This window comes from Streptomyces sp. NPDC093795, assembly GCF_044764665.1.
Classification (GTDB): domain Bacteria; phylum Actinomycetota; class Actinomycetes; order Streptomycetales; family Streptomycetaceae; genus Streptomyces.
Window position 1 is genome coordinate 763,577 of sequence record NZ_JBIWIO010000001.1, and the last position, 14,917, is coordinate 778,493.

Here is a 14,917-nt window from a genome sequence, read left to right on the forward strand (position 1 = left end):
TTCCCCTACTGACTTCTGCTGCGTTCGATGAATACGTCGTTTCCGGCTGACCGCCGTCAGAACACCTGGTTGTACGTCGTCCCGGGCTCGGCCCCGACCTGGGTGGCCACGCGTCCCGCGAAGGGAGCCCGCCAGTCGCCCGTACCGGCGTAGAAGTACGCCTGGTTCGTCGCGTTCCGCACGTACAGGTCGGGACGGCCGTCCTTGTTGGCGTCGTCGATGCCGACGATGTCCCGGTACCCGCCCCAGCCGCCGCCGACCATGATGCGGGGCGCGTACGTACCGTCCCCCTTGCCCAGGTACAGCCAGAGGACACCGGCCTTGTCCCGCGCGAGCAGGTCACCGGCGGGAGCACCCGCGATGTTGCCGACAGCGGTCAGCTCGTTGTAGATCCCCCAGCCGACCCCGATCTTCTTCCGCACCCCGTACGGCGCGGACACGGAACCGGTCCCGTTGTACAGGTACAGGTCACCGGCTTTGTCGACCGCGACGAGGTCGGACCGCCCGTCACCGGTCAGGTCGCTGCCACCCGCGAGGAGGTTGTACGTGTTCCACCCGCCGCCGACCTGCGTGGGCCAGCTGCTGTTCGACGGGGCGCCGACGTGCAGCCACAGGACGCCGGTCTTGTCCCGGGCGACGACGTCGAACACCGTGGATCCCGCGATGTCGCCGACGGCTTCGACCCGGTCGTAGGCGTTCCAGTCCCTGGCGTTCACCGCCGAGCTGCGGGTGTCGCCCGCGACGAGCCGTCCCGTGGCGTCGTCCCAGCGCGTGTCGATCGCGTCGACTCCCTGCCCCCGCACGAGCAGGTCGGGCGAGCCGTTGTCCGACTGGTCGTGTGCCTTGGGCGTGCGGGTCACCTCGAACGTGCCGGTGGCGGTGACGGGCGGCATCCCGTTCCAGGGCCTGGCCGTCACCTTCCACTCGTACGCCCCGTTGGGAGCGGCCTTCGGGGTGGGGCTCCACAGCCCCGTCTCCCCGGCCCAGTCGATGCCCAACGATCCGTCAGGGAGAACTCCGGCGCCGGAGGTGCGGGGGCGGAGGGTCTGGCGGAAGGTCGACTTCGACTCCTCGTGCTGGAGCTCGATCGTGAGATCCGCCCTGGTGGTGGAGAACTTCCAGCTCAACCGGGACTTGGCGACGCCGTCGAGGTTGAGGACGGCGGGGACGGCGTGGTCGGTGTAGCTGATCGGGGTGGTGGGGGCGGGCGGCTCGCCGGTGGTGGCGATCAGCTCGGCGGACGGCTTCCCGTCCTTGACCGCGAGCCGGTACACGCCCGTGCCGCGGTCGGCGGTGGTCCCGATGGCGAGCACGGTGCCGTCGGCCGCCTTCATGACGCTCTCGGCATGGTCGAGGAGCTTGGAGGAGGTCCCGTCCGCCAGGGAACGGGCCACGATTCCTCCCGTCGTGGGGCTCTCCCACTGCTCACCGAGCACGAACCAGCCGCCGCCCAGAGAGCCCTTGAAGGAGCTCTGACCGGCTCCGGTGAGGGGCACGCGTGTGACCTCGTCAGTGCCGCGCTTCGCCGACACGAGGACGGTCTTCCCGTCCACGTACTCCGTCCAGTCGACGCGGTCCGGCGAGATCGAGGCACTGTCCGACGCCCCTTCGCCCACTGCGTACGTCTCGGTGACCCGAGCACCGGCGATGTCGACGACCACCAGCTTCCGCGGCGTCGTCTCGGGGTACGTGCCCGCGTAGTACCCGAGGGCGGTGCCGGGCAGGCTGTCCACGAGCGAGAAATCGCTCGACGTGCCCTCCGTCATGCCGACCACGTGACGTTCGGTCCGGACACCTCCCACCTGGGTGCTGAGATACGGATGAAATTCCCACCCGTCGTCGAAGAGCGCGGCCCCCACCGCGCCCGTGACGTATCCGCTGAACTGGTTGAAGGTGACGGGGGCGGCGCCGGTGGCCATGTCGTACACCTCCGCCTTCTCGGTGCCGTACCGCTGCATCTTGGGCCACGAGAGCACCACGGAGTCCGAGGCGGAACCGTGGACCGTGGCGCCCTCTCCGACGACCTTCGAGACCCCGTCCGCGTACCGGGTCCAGCGCTCGACGCCGTCGGCGTCGCGGGTGAGGAAGCCGGTGGTCCCCGCGCCGATCACCTCTCCGCCCGACGCCAGGAACGGAACCTGGATCGGCGCGGTGGCGGTTTCGGCGGCCGGTGCCATCGCCGCCGTCGGCGCGGTGGCGGCCGTGGCCGCCGGCGCGACGAGCGGCCCCGCGGCGGCCACCGCCAGAACGATCCCCACCGACATCGAGACACGGCGCGTCAAAGCAGTACGCAAGGTGTGTTCCCTCCCCAACCTCTACGGATACGCCCTACATGACTCCCGACTCCATCGAAGGGTTGTACGAACATCTGCGGTGGCTACCCTCGGCGGATGAAGATCGCCATAAGGAAGGGCGGGGCCGAGGATCTCCCCGCCGTACTCAGCGTGTTGGACAGTGCTGTGGTGTGGCTCAACGGCAAGGGGATCACCGCACAGTGGGGCACTGAACCCTTCTCGACGCGTCCCAAGGCGGTGGAGCAGGTCGAGCGGACGATGTCCGAGGGCGACCCGTGGATCGCCGAGATCGACGGCGTACCGGCGGGCACGATGACGCTGACGCCGCACCCCGGGCAGCACATCGCGCCGGCGGACGAGCCCGAGGTGTACGTACGGCTGCTCGCCACCGACGCGCGTTTCCACGGCCACGGGGTGGGGGCCGCCCTGCTCGCGCACGCGGCGGAGGAGACCCGGCGGCAGGGGATATCGCTGCTGCGGGTGGACTGCTTCGCGGGAAGCGAGGGCCGGCTCATCGCGTACTACGAGGCCCAGGGCTTCACCCGCACCGAGACGTTCGCGGTGGACGAGTGGCAGGGCCAGGTGCTGGAACGGCGGGTCTGACAACGACGGCGGGAGGAGCCGGGGCCGGAGCGGCGGGTCTGACAACGACGGCGGGAGGGGCCGGGGCCGGAGCGGGGGAGGGAGTGTCCGGACGTAAAAGCGTCTTGAACTCGCGCGAAGCGCGGTGAGACGCAGTCCGGACACTCCCTCCCCCGCGGAGGCCCCGGCCCCGGCCCACACACCCAGGCCGCCGCCCGCCCAAGGGCTACGCGGCGGTGGCCAGCCGTTCGCGCGCCACGAACCGCACCTGCGGGTGCCCGTGCCGCCAGCCCCAGGCGACCTTCAGGTCGCCCACCCTGGCCAGCACCAGGCCCACGACGACCGCCGCCGCCAGCGAGATCACGCCGCCCGTGGCGAAGCCCGCGCGGGCGCCGTACGTGTCGGTGATCCAGCCGAGGAGCGGCGCCCCGATCGGGGTGCCGCCGGCGAAGACCATCATGTAGAGGCTCATCACGCGGCCCCGCATGGCGGGGTCGGTCGCCAGCTGGACGGCCGAGTTCGCGGTGACGTTGACCGTGAGGCCGATCATGCCGATCGGTACGAGCAGCAGCGCGAACAGCCAGAACGCCGGCGACAGGGCCGCCACGATCTCCAGCACGCCGAAGACACCGGCGGCGAGGACCAGCATCCGCAGCCGGGTCGAGCCGCGCCGGGCCGCCGCGAGGGCGCCGACGAGGGATCCGGCGGCCATGAGCGTGTTGAGGAAGCCGTACGTACCGGCGCCGACGTGGAAGACGTCGCCGGAGAAGGCGGTGAGGAAGATCGGGAAGTTGAACCCGAACGTGCCGATGAAGCCGACGAGGACGATCGGCCAGATCAGATCCGGCCGCCCTGCCACGTACCGCAGGCCCTCCCGCAGCTGACCCTTGCCGCGCGGGGCGCGCTCCACCTTGTGGAGTTCGCTCGTCCGCATGAGCAGGAGGCTCACGAGGGGGGCGAGGAAGGACAGGCCGTTGAGGAGGAAGGCCCAGCCGCTGCCGACCCCGGCGATGAGGACACCGGCGACGGCGGGGCCGACGAGCCGCGCGGACTGGAAGTTCGCCGAGTTCAGGGAGACGGCGTTACGCAGCTGGCCGGGGCCGACCATCTCGGAGACGTAGGCCTGCCGGGCCGGGTTGTCGACGACGGTCACCATGCCGAGGAGGAAGGCGATCAGGTAGACGTGCCAGACCTGGACGTGCCCGGAGAGGGTGAGGACGGCGAGCGCGAGACCGCAGAGGCCGAGGGCGGCCTGGCTGAAGAGGAGCAGCTGGCGCTTCGGGTAGCGGTCGGCGATGACACCGCCGTACAGGCCGAAGAGCAGCATCGGCAGGAACTGCAGGGCTGTGGTGATGCCGACGGCGGCGGCCGAGCCGGTGAGGCTCAGGACCAGCCAGTCCTGGGTGATGCGGGCCATCCACGTACCGGTGTTGGAGACGATGGCTCCGGTGAAGAACAGCCGGTAGTTGCGGATGCGGAGCGAGGAGAAGGTTTCCCCCCGCCCACGGGTCTTGAGGGTGGGTTTGTGGACGGGTGCGGAGTCTGCTCCGGGTCCCGTACTCAAAGTGCGTTCGCCTCCTCGGCTGCGGGTCTACAGATGGGCGAGCTTCTCCAGGACGGGGGCGGCCGCGCGCAGCTTGGCCCATTCGTCCTCGTCCAGGCCTTCGGCGAGGGTGGCCAGCCAGGCGTTCCGCTTGCGGCGGGACTCTTCGAGCATGGCTTCGGCCCGCTCGGTCGGGCTGACGACCTTCTGCCGACGGTCGTCGGGGTGAGGCTCCAGCCGGACCAGTCCCTTGGCTTCGAGCAATGCGACGATGCGGGTCATCGACGGCGGCTGTACGTGCTCCTTGCGGGCCAGCTCACCGGGGGTGGCGGAGCCGCAGAGGGCGAGGGTGCCGAGCACCGACATCTCGGTGGGGCTCAGCGACTCGTCGACGCGCTGGTGCTTGAGGCGTCGGCCCAGTCGCATGACGGAGGAGCGGAGCGCGTTCACGGCCGCGTCGTCGTCGGCGGTGCCGTGGGACAGGTCTGGCATGTTCGTTAGCCTAACTCATTACTCTCGCTAAATACCAATGGAAACGCGCCGACGTCGCGCGGATCACACCCACGGCACACGGATCACATCCGCCGCACTGGATCACACCCGCCGCACAGGATCACACCCACCCCACGGAGCGAACGCCCGGCAGCACAGTGCAGGCCCGATCACACTCCGGCATCGATGTATCACCCGAACGAGTGAGCCGGATCCAGAAAGTGACGCAATGAGGCCCCGGGTGCCCCGACCCTGAACGGCATGGGATCGACAGTGCTCAGCCTGCGCATCGACGGTGAGCTGCTCGACCGGCTCAGGAGTCACGCCGCGAGAAGAGGAATGAGCGTCCAGGACTATGTCGTCCGGACGCTCATTCGGGAGGATTTCGACGAGCGGTTCCAGACCGCCGTCGACGAGACGGAGAGGTTCTACGGGGAGACCGAGGGGACGGCCGACGGGGCGGCGGGTGAGACGGACGGCGCGGCGGCCGTCTCACCCCACGCTCACGTGAGCCCGAGCGCCGGCATCGCGTAGTAGAAGACGAAGACCGCCGACACGGCGTACATGGCCACCGGGACCTCACGGCCCCGTCCGGCCGCGAGACGCAGCACGCTGAACGCGATGAAGCCGATGCCGATGCCGTTCGTGATCGAGTACGTGAACGGCATCATCACCATGGCCAGGAACGCCGGCACCGCGATGGTGAAGTCGCTCCAGTCGATGTCCTTGACCGAACCGGCCAGGATCAGGAAGCCGACCGCGAGCAGCGCGGGCGTCGCCGCCTGGGACGGGACCATCGTCGCCAGCGGCGTGAGGAACAGCGCCACCGAGAACAGACCGCCGGTCACGACCGAGGCGAGACCCGTGCGCGCGCCTTCGCCGACACCGGCCGTGGACTCCACGAAGCAGGTGGTGGCCGAGGAGGAGGTCGCGCCGCCGGAGGCGACGGCCAGGCCGTCGACGAGCAGGACCTTGTTGATGCCGGGGAAGTTGCCGTCCTTGTCGATCAGCTTGGCCTCGTCGCCGACGCCGAGGATCGTGCCCATGGCGTCGAAGAAGCAGGACAGCAGCACGGTGAAGACGAAGAGGACGCCGGTCAGGTAGCCGACCTTCTCGAAGCCGCCGAAGAGGCTGACCTCACCGACCAGGCCGAAGTCGGGCGAGGCGACCGGGTTGCCGGGCCACTCCGGGGTGGTCAGACCCCAGGAGGGGACGGTCGCGACCGTGTTGATCACCATCGCGGCGATCGTCATGACGACGATCGAGATGAGGATCGCGCCCGGCACCTTGCGGATGATCAGGGCGAGGGTGAGGAGCGTGCCCAGGACGAAGACCAGGACGGGCCAGCCGGTGAGGTGACCGTCGCCGCCGAGCTGGAGCGGGACGGTGGTGTGCGCGGCGTCGGGGATACGGGAGACGAAGCCCGAGTCGACGAGGCCGATGAGCATGATGAAGAGGCCGATGCCGATCGCGATGCCCTTGCGCAGGCCGACCGGGACGGCGTTCATGACGCGCTCGCGCAGACCGGTCGCGACGAGCAGCATGACGACGACACCGGCGAGGACGACCATGCCCATGGCGTCGGCCCAGGACATCTTCGGGGCGAGCTGGAGCGCGACGACCGTGTTGACGCCGAGGCCGGCGGCGAGGGCGATCGGGACGTTGCCGATGACGCCCATGAGGAGCGTCGAGAACGCCGCCGTGAGGACGGTGGCGGTGACGAGCTGGCCACTGTCGAGCTGGTGCCCGTACATGTCCTTGGCGCTGCCGAGGATGATCGGGTTCAGCACGATGATGTAGGCCATCGCGAAGAAGGTGGCGAAACCGCCACGGACCTCGCGGGCGACGGTCGAGCCGCGCTCGGAGATCTTGAAGTAGCGGTCGAGGCCCGAGACGGGGGCGCCGGGGCCCCCGGGGGGCGTGGCCTTGGCGGTGGCCGTGGTGCTCATGGGGTGGGGTTCCTCTTCGGAGAAGTCCTTTTTGGCGGTTCATACGAAGGAAACCCGCCAGAGGCAAACCGTTTCAGTATGAACACATGAACGAGGGGGCGTCTATCTCCGCGCGTAGATAGAGATCTGCCCCACCTCGCGCCGGCCGACCAGGCCATCAGCCCGGCCACCTAGACTGGCCCCATGGCGAAGTGGACACCGAAGCACGAGGCACCCGAGCCCCTCGAAGGGCCCGTCGTCGCCACCATCATCGGCGGCACGATCCTCTGGTTCGCCCTCTTCCTCGTCCAGGTCCCGTTCTACGGCTGGTTCGACGACCGGGACCTCACCTGGTGGGTGTGGACCTGCCTGGCCGGAGCGGGCCTCGGCCTGATCGGCATCTGGTACGTACGGAAGCGCGACGCGGCGATCAAGCGGCACGAGGCGGCGCGGGCGGCGGCGGCGACCGAGGGCGCCCAGGAGACGACACCGGGCGCGTAGCACCTGGGGACCATTCCCCTCCTCCCCCGGTCTGATCTTCGCCCTTCTCAGCAGGTGAACGCCCCGTTCCGGTCGTACCGTCGAGAACATGACTCAGCGGGCGAAGATCGACACGGACGGCAGTGAGACCGAGGCGGCCGGCCCGCCCGTCGTCCACCGCGCCGCGGGGCTCACCTCGGCCGAGGTCGCGGAACGCGTCGCGCGCGGCGAGGTCAACGACGTACCCGTACGGAGCTCCCGCTCGGCGACCGACATCGTCCGCGCCAACGTCTTCACCCGCTTCAACGCGATCATCGGCGTCCTCTGGGTGATCATGTTCTTCGTCGCGCCGATCCAGGACAGCCTCTTCGGCTTCGTGATCATCGCCAACACCGGCATCGGCATCATCCAGGAACTCCGCGCCAAGAAGACCCTCGACGGGCTCGCCGTCATCGGCGAGGCCAAGCCGACCGTCCGCCGCGACGGCGTGACCGCCGAACTCTCCACCTCCGAGATCGTCCTCGGTGACCTGATCGAACTCGGCCCCGGCGACAAGGTCGTCGTCGACGGCGTCGTCGCCGAGGCCGACAGCCTGGAGATCGACGAATCGCTGCTGACGGGCGAGGCCGACCCGGTCGTGAAGAAACGCGGCGACCCGATGATGTCGGGCTCGTTCGTGGTCGCCGGCGGCGGCGCGTTCACCGCCACCAAGGTCGGCCGCGAGGCTTATGCGGCGCAGCTCGCGGAAGAGGCCTCCCGCTTCACGCTCGTCCACTCCGAACTGCGCTCCGGAATCTCCACGATCCTCAAGTACGTGACGTGGATGATGGTCCCGACGGCGATCGGTCTCGTCATCAGCCAGCTGGTCGTCAAGGACAACGACCTCAAGAGCTCGATCGCCCGCACGGTGGGCGGCATCGTCCCGATGATCCCCGAGGGCCTCGTCCTGCTGACCTCCGTCGCCTTCGCCATCGGAGTCGTACGCCTGGGCCGCAGGCAGTGTCTCGTTCAGGAGCTGCCGGCCATCGAGGGCCTCGCGCGCGTCGACGTCGTGTGCCTGGACAAGACGGGGACGCTGACCGAGGGCGGCATGGACGTCAAGGAGCTGCGCCCGCTGGGCGGCACGGAAGAGGAGTACGTACGGAAGGTCCTCGGCGCCCTGGGCGAGTCCGACCCGCGCCCCAACGCCTCCCTCCAGGCCATCATCGACGCCTACCCGGACACGGTGGAGTGGCGGTGCACGGAGGCGCTGCCGTTCTCGTCGGCCCGTAAGTACAGCGGAGCGGCCTTCAGCGAGGGAGACGGCGAGAACTCGACCTGGCTCCTGGGCGCCCCTGACGTCCTGCTGAAGGCCGACGACCCGACCCTCACCGAGATCGACCACCTCAACGAACAGGGCCTCCGGGTCCTCCTCCTGGCCCGTACGACACATGAGCTCGACGACCCCGAGCTCGCCACCGACGCCCGCCCGGCCGCGCTCGTCGTCCTGGAGCAGCGCCTCCGCCCCGACGCCGCCGACACGCTCGCGTACTTCGCCGACCAGAACGTCGCCACAAAGATCATCTCCGGTGACAACGCGGTCTCGGTCGGCGCGGTGGCGGGAAAGCTCGACATGCCCGGCGCGGCGAACACGGTGGACGCCCGGCAGCTCCCCACGGACCGGGAGGAGATGGCGAAGGTCCTCGACGAGAACGCGGTCTTCGGCCGGGTCACGCCGCAGCAGAAGAGGGACATGGTGGCGGCGCTCCAGTCCCACGGCCACACGGTCGCGATGACGGGCGACGGCGTCAACGACGTCCTGGCGTTGAAGGACGCCGACATCGGCGTCTCGATGGGCTCGGGCTCGGAAGCGACAAGAGCAGTGGCCCAGATCGTCCTCCTGAACAACAGCTTCGCCACCCTCCCGTCGGTGGTGGCGGAGGGCCGCCGGGTCATCGGCAACATCACGCGCGTGGCGACCCTCTTCCTCACGAAGACCGTGTACTCGGTCCTCCTGGCGGTCCTGGTGGTCTGCTCGCAGGTCGAGTACCCCTTCCTCCCCCGCCACCTCACGCTGCTCTCCACCCTGACGATCGGCGTCCCGGCGTTCTTCCTCGCGCTCGCCCCCAACAAGGAACGCGCCAAGCCGAACTTCGTACGGCGGGTGATGCGGTACGCGATCCCCGGCGGCGTCATCGCGGCGGCGGCCACCTTCACCACGTACCTCCTGGCCCGCCACCACTACCGCGGCGAAGGCGCCCTGGAAGCCGAGACGAGCGCCGCCACCCTGACCCTGTTCCTGGTCTCCATGTGGGTTCTGGCGATCATCGCCCGCCCGTACACGTGGTGGCGCCTCACCCTGGTCGCCACGATGGGCGGCGCCTTCCTCCTGGTCCTGATCGTTCCCTGGCTCCAGGACTTCTTCGCCCTGAGACTGGTGGGCACGACGATGCCGTGGGCGGCGGTGGCGATCGCGGCGACGGGAGGCCTGCTCCTGGAGACCGCGTGGCGATGGGTGGACCGGAGGGTCCCGGCGTAGGGCGTGACAGGGCGCGTGTGCGCCTGGGCGCTAACGGCGAGAAACTGAAACAGGTGGACCGCGTCTCTGACTTCTATGACCAAGGAGGCGGTCATGGCGGAACAACGCACGAGCAGCGACACCGTCCCGGAGGAGTTCGACGGACTGATCGTGGAATTTCGCGGTCTGCTGGAGAAGTACCCCGAGGCGGACCGTCACTTCTCGCTCGCGTACCACCCAGCGGGCCGCGCCGAGGAAGTGGGCACGACGATGACGGTGGGGAGCCATCAGCCGGTCTTCGAATGCTCGGAAATCGAACCGGGATTCGTTGTGTGCGAGCGCGTCGACGAGCAATGACCGTGGAGGGCAGGGCACAACAGCGGTTCGATCGACAGGAGCCATGAGATGTCCTATCCGACCGACGGTCTCAGCGACGACCAGGTGCAAGCCCTCAGGGAGGCGGCGCGGCTGGTCCGTCAGGCACGAGTCGCGGCTGCCGACATCCTCACTCGGTCCGGTATCGACCCAGGTCTCGCGTCAGTGAGAATCGGGGCCTTGGACTTCTGCACCGCGATGCAATCGCCCGGACCTCCGATCCGAGCCTGCGGATGTCCGGGATTCCGAGGCGACTCCGACTTCTGCTTCAGCCAGTACGAGGACTTCACGGGGCCGGATTTCGGCGAGGGTGCGATCATCCGCATTTGCGGGCACCCGCGGAAGGCCCACGAGGCGATCTGACCGACAGCCGGGGCGCCGGCGGTCAGGCGGCGGACCGGCAGCCCGCACAGCCGGCCTCGGGGTCATGGCTGCGGAAAGCACGGTCGCACCCGTCGCAGTTGACGAGCGGCGCGGGCCCGTCGGTGCCGGAAGCCGGCGGTACGGCGGCCGGCGGAGGCGGCAGGAGCGCGGAGAGCCGGAACTCGACGAACCGGCACGGGTGGTGGATGGGCACGTGCGCGGGCGGCAGGGCGGCCGTGAGCGTACGGACGACCTGAGCGGGAGTCGCGTCACGGCCCAGCCACTGCTCGACAGCGGGTACGAGCCGCTGGACGTCCCGCCAGGAGAGCAGGAGCCGCGAGTCGACGGTCCGCAGACGAACGAGGACGTCGGCGGCGGACCCGTGGAGGGGCGCGGGTGCGGACGCCTCCGGGGCGGGACGGGTCGCTGGGGGCGGAGTCGGCCCGGGCGGGGCGGGCGCAGGCCGCTCCGGTTGGGCGGCGGGCGTGCGACTCCCCCGCCCGCCATGCCCGGGCCGGTCGTACGCCACGGTTCGCGTGGCGAACCGCCCACCCCCGAGCGCCAACCGGCGCCGCTCGACGTACCCCTCGGCCACCAGCTCGTTGAGCGCCCGCCGTACGGTGACCTCGCCCTCCCGGAACCGAAGGGTGAGCGCCTTGACCGTGACGTCGGCGCCGTCCGGCAGCGACTGGATGTACACGGCGAGCCCGATCGCGACGGCCGAGAGGCGCGGATGCTGGGCGAGGTGGTTCCCGACGACCGTGAACCGGTCGGCGTGCCGGTACCGCACGTGGATGACCCCGGAGCGAGGCGCGTCGACGGGAATCTCGAACGGAACGGGGGACGCGGGCAGGGCCGCGTTAGACTGCGGGTAAGTCATTGGGAAGCGCTACTTCCTGATTGCTAGGCCCTCGTCAGGATTCTGAGTTCTGACGGGGGCCGACTTGTCATATGCCGCTATTACGGCTGACCGTAGCGCACCCCCGACCCCACCTGTCCGCGTTCCGGACGCATCTTCACCCGATCGTGTGGCGACGGGAGTTGGGGGACGGAGGGGGCGGGTTGGGTAGTTCCTTTCCCGTTCCTTAAAGGGCGTCGAGCAACACCGGGACGTGGCGGGGCGCGCCCCGGACGAGGGGCGCGGGTCAGCTCAGAAAGGTCTTCCGCCATTCCAGCGGCGACATGGTGAGCGCGGCGTCGGCAAGGGCCTGGGACATCGGCGCACGATAACAGGGGTCCTGCTACCCAAGCCCAGGCTCGCCCTTTGTGCCGGCCGCCCCGCCCCCACCCCCTCCCCGTCAGCGCGGTAGCCCCGGCCTGCCCCGCAATCGGGCCCAGACAGCGGAATTCGGGGCGTTGGTACGGGAGATTCTTCCCCGCGGTCGTACTTTCGAAGACCCTAACCAGGAGGACTTCTGATGCGTAGCGTGACCTATTCGATGGGCGTCTCTCTTGACGGCTACATCGTCGGGCCCGACGGGACCTTCGACTGGACGGCGCCCGACGACGAGGTCTTTCGGTTCTGGATCGACGAGATTCGGGGCGTCGGCGTCCACCTGTTGGGGCGGCGGTTGTACGAGACGATGCTGTACTGGGAGACCGCCGACCAGGATCCCTCGCTCGACGACGCCACGCGTGAGTGGATCGCGCTCTGGAATCCGCTCCCCAAGGTCGTGTTCTCCACCACGCTGTCCACCGTGCAGGGCCATGCCCGCCTCGCCTCCGGCAGCGTCGCCGAGGAGATCGGGCGGCTGCGGGCCGAGCCGGGGGACGGCGAGATCGCGATCGGCGGTGCCACTCTCGCTGCCGAGGCTGCCGCGGCCGGTCTGATCGACGAGTACCGGGTCGTGGTCCACCCGGTACTCGTCGGCGGTGGCATTGCGTTCCTTCCCCGGGACGAACGCCGGGTGGATCTCGCACTCGTCGAGACCCGCACCTTCAGGTCAGGAGTCCACTACCTGCGCTACCGCGTGACTCGCTAGGGCCTGTCCGGCGGATCATGCCGCGGTCGCGGGGGCTGGCATGCACATCTGCGTTTTCCGGTGACGCCCACCTCGTACAGCCTGATCCGCCGGACAAGCCCTAGCCGTGACCAGGGCGCACGTTGAGCCACGTGAGAGTGACGCCACGTGCGGGTGATGATGGGCGGCTACTCCAGCAGCCGTTGCCTGATTAGTTCCATCACTTCCGCGCGGCTGCGCTTGCCGTTGTCGGCGGCGTTGAAGTGGTTGCCGATGCGCACCGAGACGGCGAGCAGGCAGCGGACCTCGACCTCGTCCTCGTCGGGGCAGAAGGAGGAGAACAGGGAACGCAGGTAGTCCATACGGCGGTTGTCGACGCGGCGCAGGCGCTCGGCGACGGCCGCGTCGCGGCGGGCCCAGTCGCGGATCGCTATATCGGCGGTGGTGCCCCGCACCGGCCCGTCGGTGGCGGCGGCGACGATGGCGAACAGCCGCTCCAGTCTGGCCCTGGCGTCTCCCCCGCCGCTCTCAACCTGCTCGATCACGCTCTCGGTGACCTCGTACTCCCAGGTGTCGAGCATTTCGGTGAGCAGCGCGCTCCGGTTGCGGAAGTACCCGTAGAAGCCACCCTTGCTGACGCCGAGTGCCTGCGCCAGTGCCTCGATCCGGACGGCTTCGGGGCCGCCTGCGACCAGTGCCCTCAAGCCTTCCTCGATCCACTTGCCGCGTGGCGTGCGGGTCGCGCCCATGGTGTGTGCCTCCTCACGTCGCCGCCGAGTATACGGGTGCGCATAGATGGGCCTACGCTCGATACATACGCAACCGTATAGATAGGGGCCTGCTCATGCGACTTCCCCGAACCGCTCACACCGACCGCCCCTGGCGGATCCACGAGATCGCCGACGGCTTCACGGTCGAGGACGTGTGGGCACTGCCCACCCCCGGCGGACCCGACGACCTTGTGTGGCTGGTGCGCCAGACCGCCGAAGGAATCAGGAGCGGGGTGAACGGAGAGGGCCCCGTCTCCCGCGTGCTCTTCGCCGTCCGCTGGAAGCTCGGAGCACTGCTCGGCTGGGACAAGTCCGGTACCGGCATCAGCACCCGGCTGCCTTCCCTGCGCGACCGGTTGCCGGCGGACCTTCGCGAGGGCCCCCGGGGTCCCGACCTCGGCTCGTCCCCGTTCACCTCCCTCTATCAGAGGGACGACGAGTGGGCCGCCGAGATGGGCAACAAGACCGTGCACGCGGTGATGCACATCGGCTGGGTCCCGGACGGGTCCGGCGGCTACCGCGGCCAGATGGCTGTCCTGGTGAAGCCGAACGGGCTGTTCGGCACCCTTTACATGGCCGCCATCAAGCCCTTTCGGTACATCGGGGTGTACCCGGCGCTGATGCGCTCCATCGGCCGCGAGTGGCAGGCGAACGCCGCCGGGCGGAGCGTGCGCTGACCGGCTCCGTCCTCAGCCAACGCGCGGCGCATCTCCGGCAGGTGGTTCACGAACGCAGCCAGAGCCGGATGGCCGCGACGGTGACGGTGCCGTGGAAGATGTAGGCCCGCTTGTCGTATCTCGTCGCGACAGCCCGTGAGTTCTTGAGAGCGTTGATCGTCCGCTCGACTTCGTTCCTGCGCTTGTAGGTCGTCTTGTCGAATCCGGTGGCCCGGCCGCCTTTGCTGCCTCGTCGTTGGCGGTTGGTCCGCTGGTTCTTCGGCTCAGGGATGGTGTGCCTGATCTGGCGTCTGCGCAGGTAGCGGCGGTTTTGACGGGACGAGTACGCCTTGTCGCCACCGAGGTGATCGGGCCGAGTGCGGGGATGCCCGCCGCCTGGGCGGGCGACCCGAACACGTTCCATGACCGGGATGAGCTGCGGGGCATCGCCCCACTGACCCGGCGTGATCAGGAACGCAAGAGGCCGCAGGCCGCCCTCACCGGCGAGGTGGATCTTGCAGGTCAGGCCGCCCCGGGAGCGTCCGAGTCCCTCGTCGGGGCGGTGCTGCCGGGGCGTGCATCGTTTCCCGGTACTCGCGGGGGCTTCTTGCGTGCCCCGGCGGCGTGCTGGTGAGCGCGGCACGAGGTCGAGTCCACGCTCACCATCGACCAGTCGATCCGTCCCTCCGCGTCCGCGTCGGCCTGGACAGCCGCGAGAATCCGGTCCCAGGTGCCGTCCGCCGACCAGCGTCTGTGCCGCTCGTAGAGCGTCTTCCACTTCCCGAAACGCGCAGGCAGATCCCGCCACGGCACCCCGGTCCGCCCCCGGAAGAGAATGCCGTTGATCACCCTGCGGTGACTGGCCCAACGCCCGCCCCGGCGCCCGGTCTTGGCCAGATGGAGCTTCAGCCTGGCCCACTCGTCATTCGTCAGATCTCCCCGCCCCATGACGAACCCGACGACCCGGACCCGAGAC

At 69.3% G+C, this 14,917-nt stretch carries 15 protein-coding genes; 8 read left to right on the top strand and 7 right to left on the bottom strand.

From position 1 onward, the window contains the following. Positions 1 to 56 precede the first annotated feature (56 nt). Complete coding sequence (locus ACIRB7_RS03650) at positions 57 to 2,294, bottom strand: FG-GAP repeat domain-containing protein (protein WP_403591725.1); 2,238 nt, start codon at positions 2,292 to 2,294, stop codon at positions 57 to 59. A gap of 96 nt (positions 2,295 to 2,390) precedes the next feature. On the opposite strand from ACIRB7_RS03650, the gene ACIRB7_RS03655 reads away from it, so the two are divergent. Next, positions 2,391 to 2,897 carry a GNAT family N-acetyltransferase gene (locus ACIRB7_RS03655; protein ID WP_403591728.1) on the top strand — a complete coding sequence of 169 codons (507 nt, stop codon included), beginning with the start codon at positions 2,391 to 2,393 and terminating at the stop codon, positions 2,895 to 2,897. A gap of 205 nt (positions 2,898 to 3,102) precedes the next feature. Here the strand turns inward: ACIRB7_RS03655 and ACIRB7_RS03660 are convergent, their stop codons facing one another. After that, positions 3,103 to 4,440 carry an MFS transporter gene (locus ACIRB7_RS03660; protein ID WP_403591731.1) on the bottom strand — a complete coding sequence of 446 codons (1,338 nt, stop codon included), beginning with the start codon at positions 4,438 to 4,440 and terminating at the stop codon, positions 3,103 to 3,105. Positions 4,441 to 4,467: 27 nt separating this feature from the next. Further along, positions 4,468 to 4,911: a MarR family winged helix-turn-helix transcriptional regulator gene (locus ACIRB7_RS03665; RefSeq protein WP_403591734.1), complete on the bottom strand. Its 444-nt coding sequence runs from the start codon at positions 4,909 to 4,911 to the stop codon at positions 4,468 to 4,470. 261 nt (positions 4,912 to 5,172) lie between these two features. Between ACIRB7_RS03665 and ACIRB7_RS03670 the strand changes: the two genes are divergently transcribed. Beyond that, on the top strand, positions 5,173 to 5,445 hold the full coding sequence (locus tag ACIRB7_RS03670; protein ID WP_403591737.1) for a hypothetical protein: 273 nt from the start codon (positions 5,173 to 5,175) through the stop codon (positions 5,443 to 5,445). Here the strand turns inward: ACIRB7_RS03670 and ACIRB7_RS03675 are convergent. Next, positions 5,415 to 6,860, bottom strand: coding sequence for an NCS2 family permease (locus ACIRB7_RS03675; RefSeq protein WP_403591739.1), 1,446 nt, complete (start codon positions 6,858 to 6,860; stop codon positions 5,415 to 5,417). The two genes, ACIRB7_RS03670 and ACIRB7_RS03675, sit on opposite strands and share 31 nt — an antisense overlap. Positions 6,861 to 7,043: 183 nt before the next feature. On the opposite strand from ACIRB7_RS03675, the gene ACIRB7_RS03680 reads away from it, so the two are divergent. The 4 genes from ACIRB7_RS03680 to ACIRB7_RS03695 all read left to right on the top strand — a co-directional run bounded on the left by ACIRB7_RS03680 (position 7,044) and on the right by ACIRB7_RS03695 (position 10,554). Continuing rightward, complete coding sequence (locus tag ACIRB7_RS03680) at positions 7,044 to 7,340, top strand: DUF2530 domain-containing protein (RefSeq protein ID WP_403591742.1); 297 nt, start codon at positions 7,044 to 7,046, stop codon at positions 7,338 to 7,340. A gap of 88 nt (positions 7,341 to 7,428) precedes the next feature. Further along, positions 7,429 to 9,837, top strand: a complete 2,409-nt coding sequence (locus tag ACIRB7_RS03685) for an HAD-IC family P-type ATPase (protein ID WP_403591745.1) — start codon at positions 7,429 to 7,431, stop codon at positions 9,835 to 9,837. 93 nt (positions 9,838 to 9,930) lie between these two features. Then, positions 9,931 to 10,173, top strand: coding sequence for a hypothetical protein (locus ACIRB7_RS03690; RefSeq protein WP_403591748.1), 243 nt, complete (start codon positions 9,931 to 9,933; stop codon positions 10,171 to 10,173). 48 nt (positions 10,174 to 10,221) lie between these two features. Further along, complete coding sequence (locus ACIRB7_RS03695; protein WP_403591751.1) at positions 10,222 to 10,554, top strand: DUF6422 family protein; 333 nt, start codon at positions 10,222 to 10,224, stop codon at positions 10,552 to 10,554. A 22-nt stretch (positions 10,555 to 10,576) separates the two neighbouring features. Here the strand turns inward: ACIRB7_RS03695 and ACIRB7_RS03700 are convergent, their stop codons facing one another. Continuing rightward, entirely contained in the window at positions 10,577 to 11,434 is an 858-nt protein-coding gene (locus ACIRB7_RS03700) for a hypothetical protein (RefSeq protein ID WP_403591754.1), read from the bottom strand. Positions 11,435 to 11,972: 538 nt separating this feature from the next. Between ACIRB7_RS03700 and ACIRB7_RS03705 the strand changes: the two genes are divergently transcribed. Beyond that, a complete protein-coding gene (locus ACIRB7_RS03705) occupies positions 11,973 to 12,536 on the top strand; it encodes a dihydrofolate reductase family protein (protein WP_403591757.1) in 564 nt (187 codons plus the stop codon). Positions 12,537 to 12,703: 167 nt separating this feature from the next. Here ACIRB7_RS03705 and ACIRB7_RS03710 read toward each other — a convergent pair whose 3' ends face one another. Continuing rightward, the gene (locus ACIRB7_RS03710) at positions 12,704 to 13,264 is read right to left on the bottom strand and encodes a TetR/AcrR family transcriptional regulator (protein WP_403591760.1); all 561 of its coding nucleotides are present in this window, start codon (positions 13,262 to 13,264) and stop codon (positions 12,704 to 12,706) included. 95 nt (positions 13,265 to 13,359) lie between these two features. Between ACIRB7_RS03710 and ACIRB7_RS03715 the strand changes: the two genes are divergently transcribed. After that, a complete protein-coding gene (locus ACIRB7_RS03715) occupies positions 13,360 to 13,962 on the top strand; it encodes a DUF2867 domain-containing protein (RefSeq protein ID WP_403591763.1) in 603 nt (200 codons plus the stop codon). A gap of 46 nt (positions 13,963 to 14,008) precedes the next feature. Here the strand turns inward: ACIRB7_RS03715 and ACIRB7_RS03720 are convergent. Further along, a protein-coding gene (locus ACIRB7_RS03720; RefSeq protein WP_403591766.1) for an IS5 family transposase occupies positions 14,009 to 14,889 on the bottom strand; the annotation gives its coding sequence in 2 pieces (ribosomal slippage) (positions 14,009 to 14,511 and positions 14,511 to 14,889; 882 coding nt in all). Between the last annotated feature and the right edge of the window lie 28 nt (positions 14,890 to 14,917).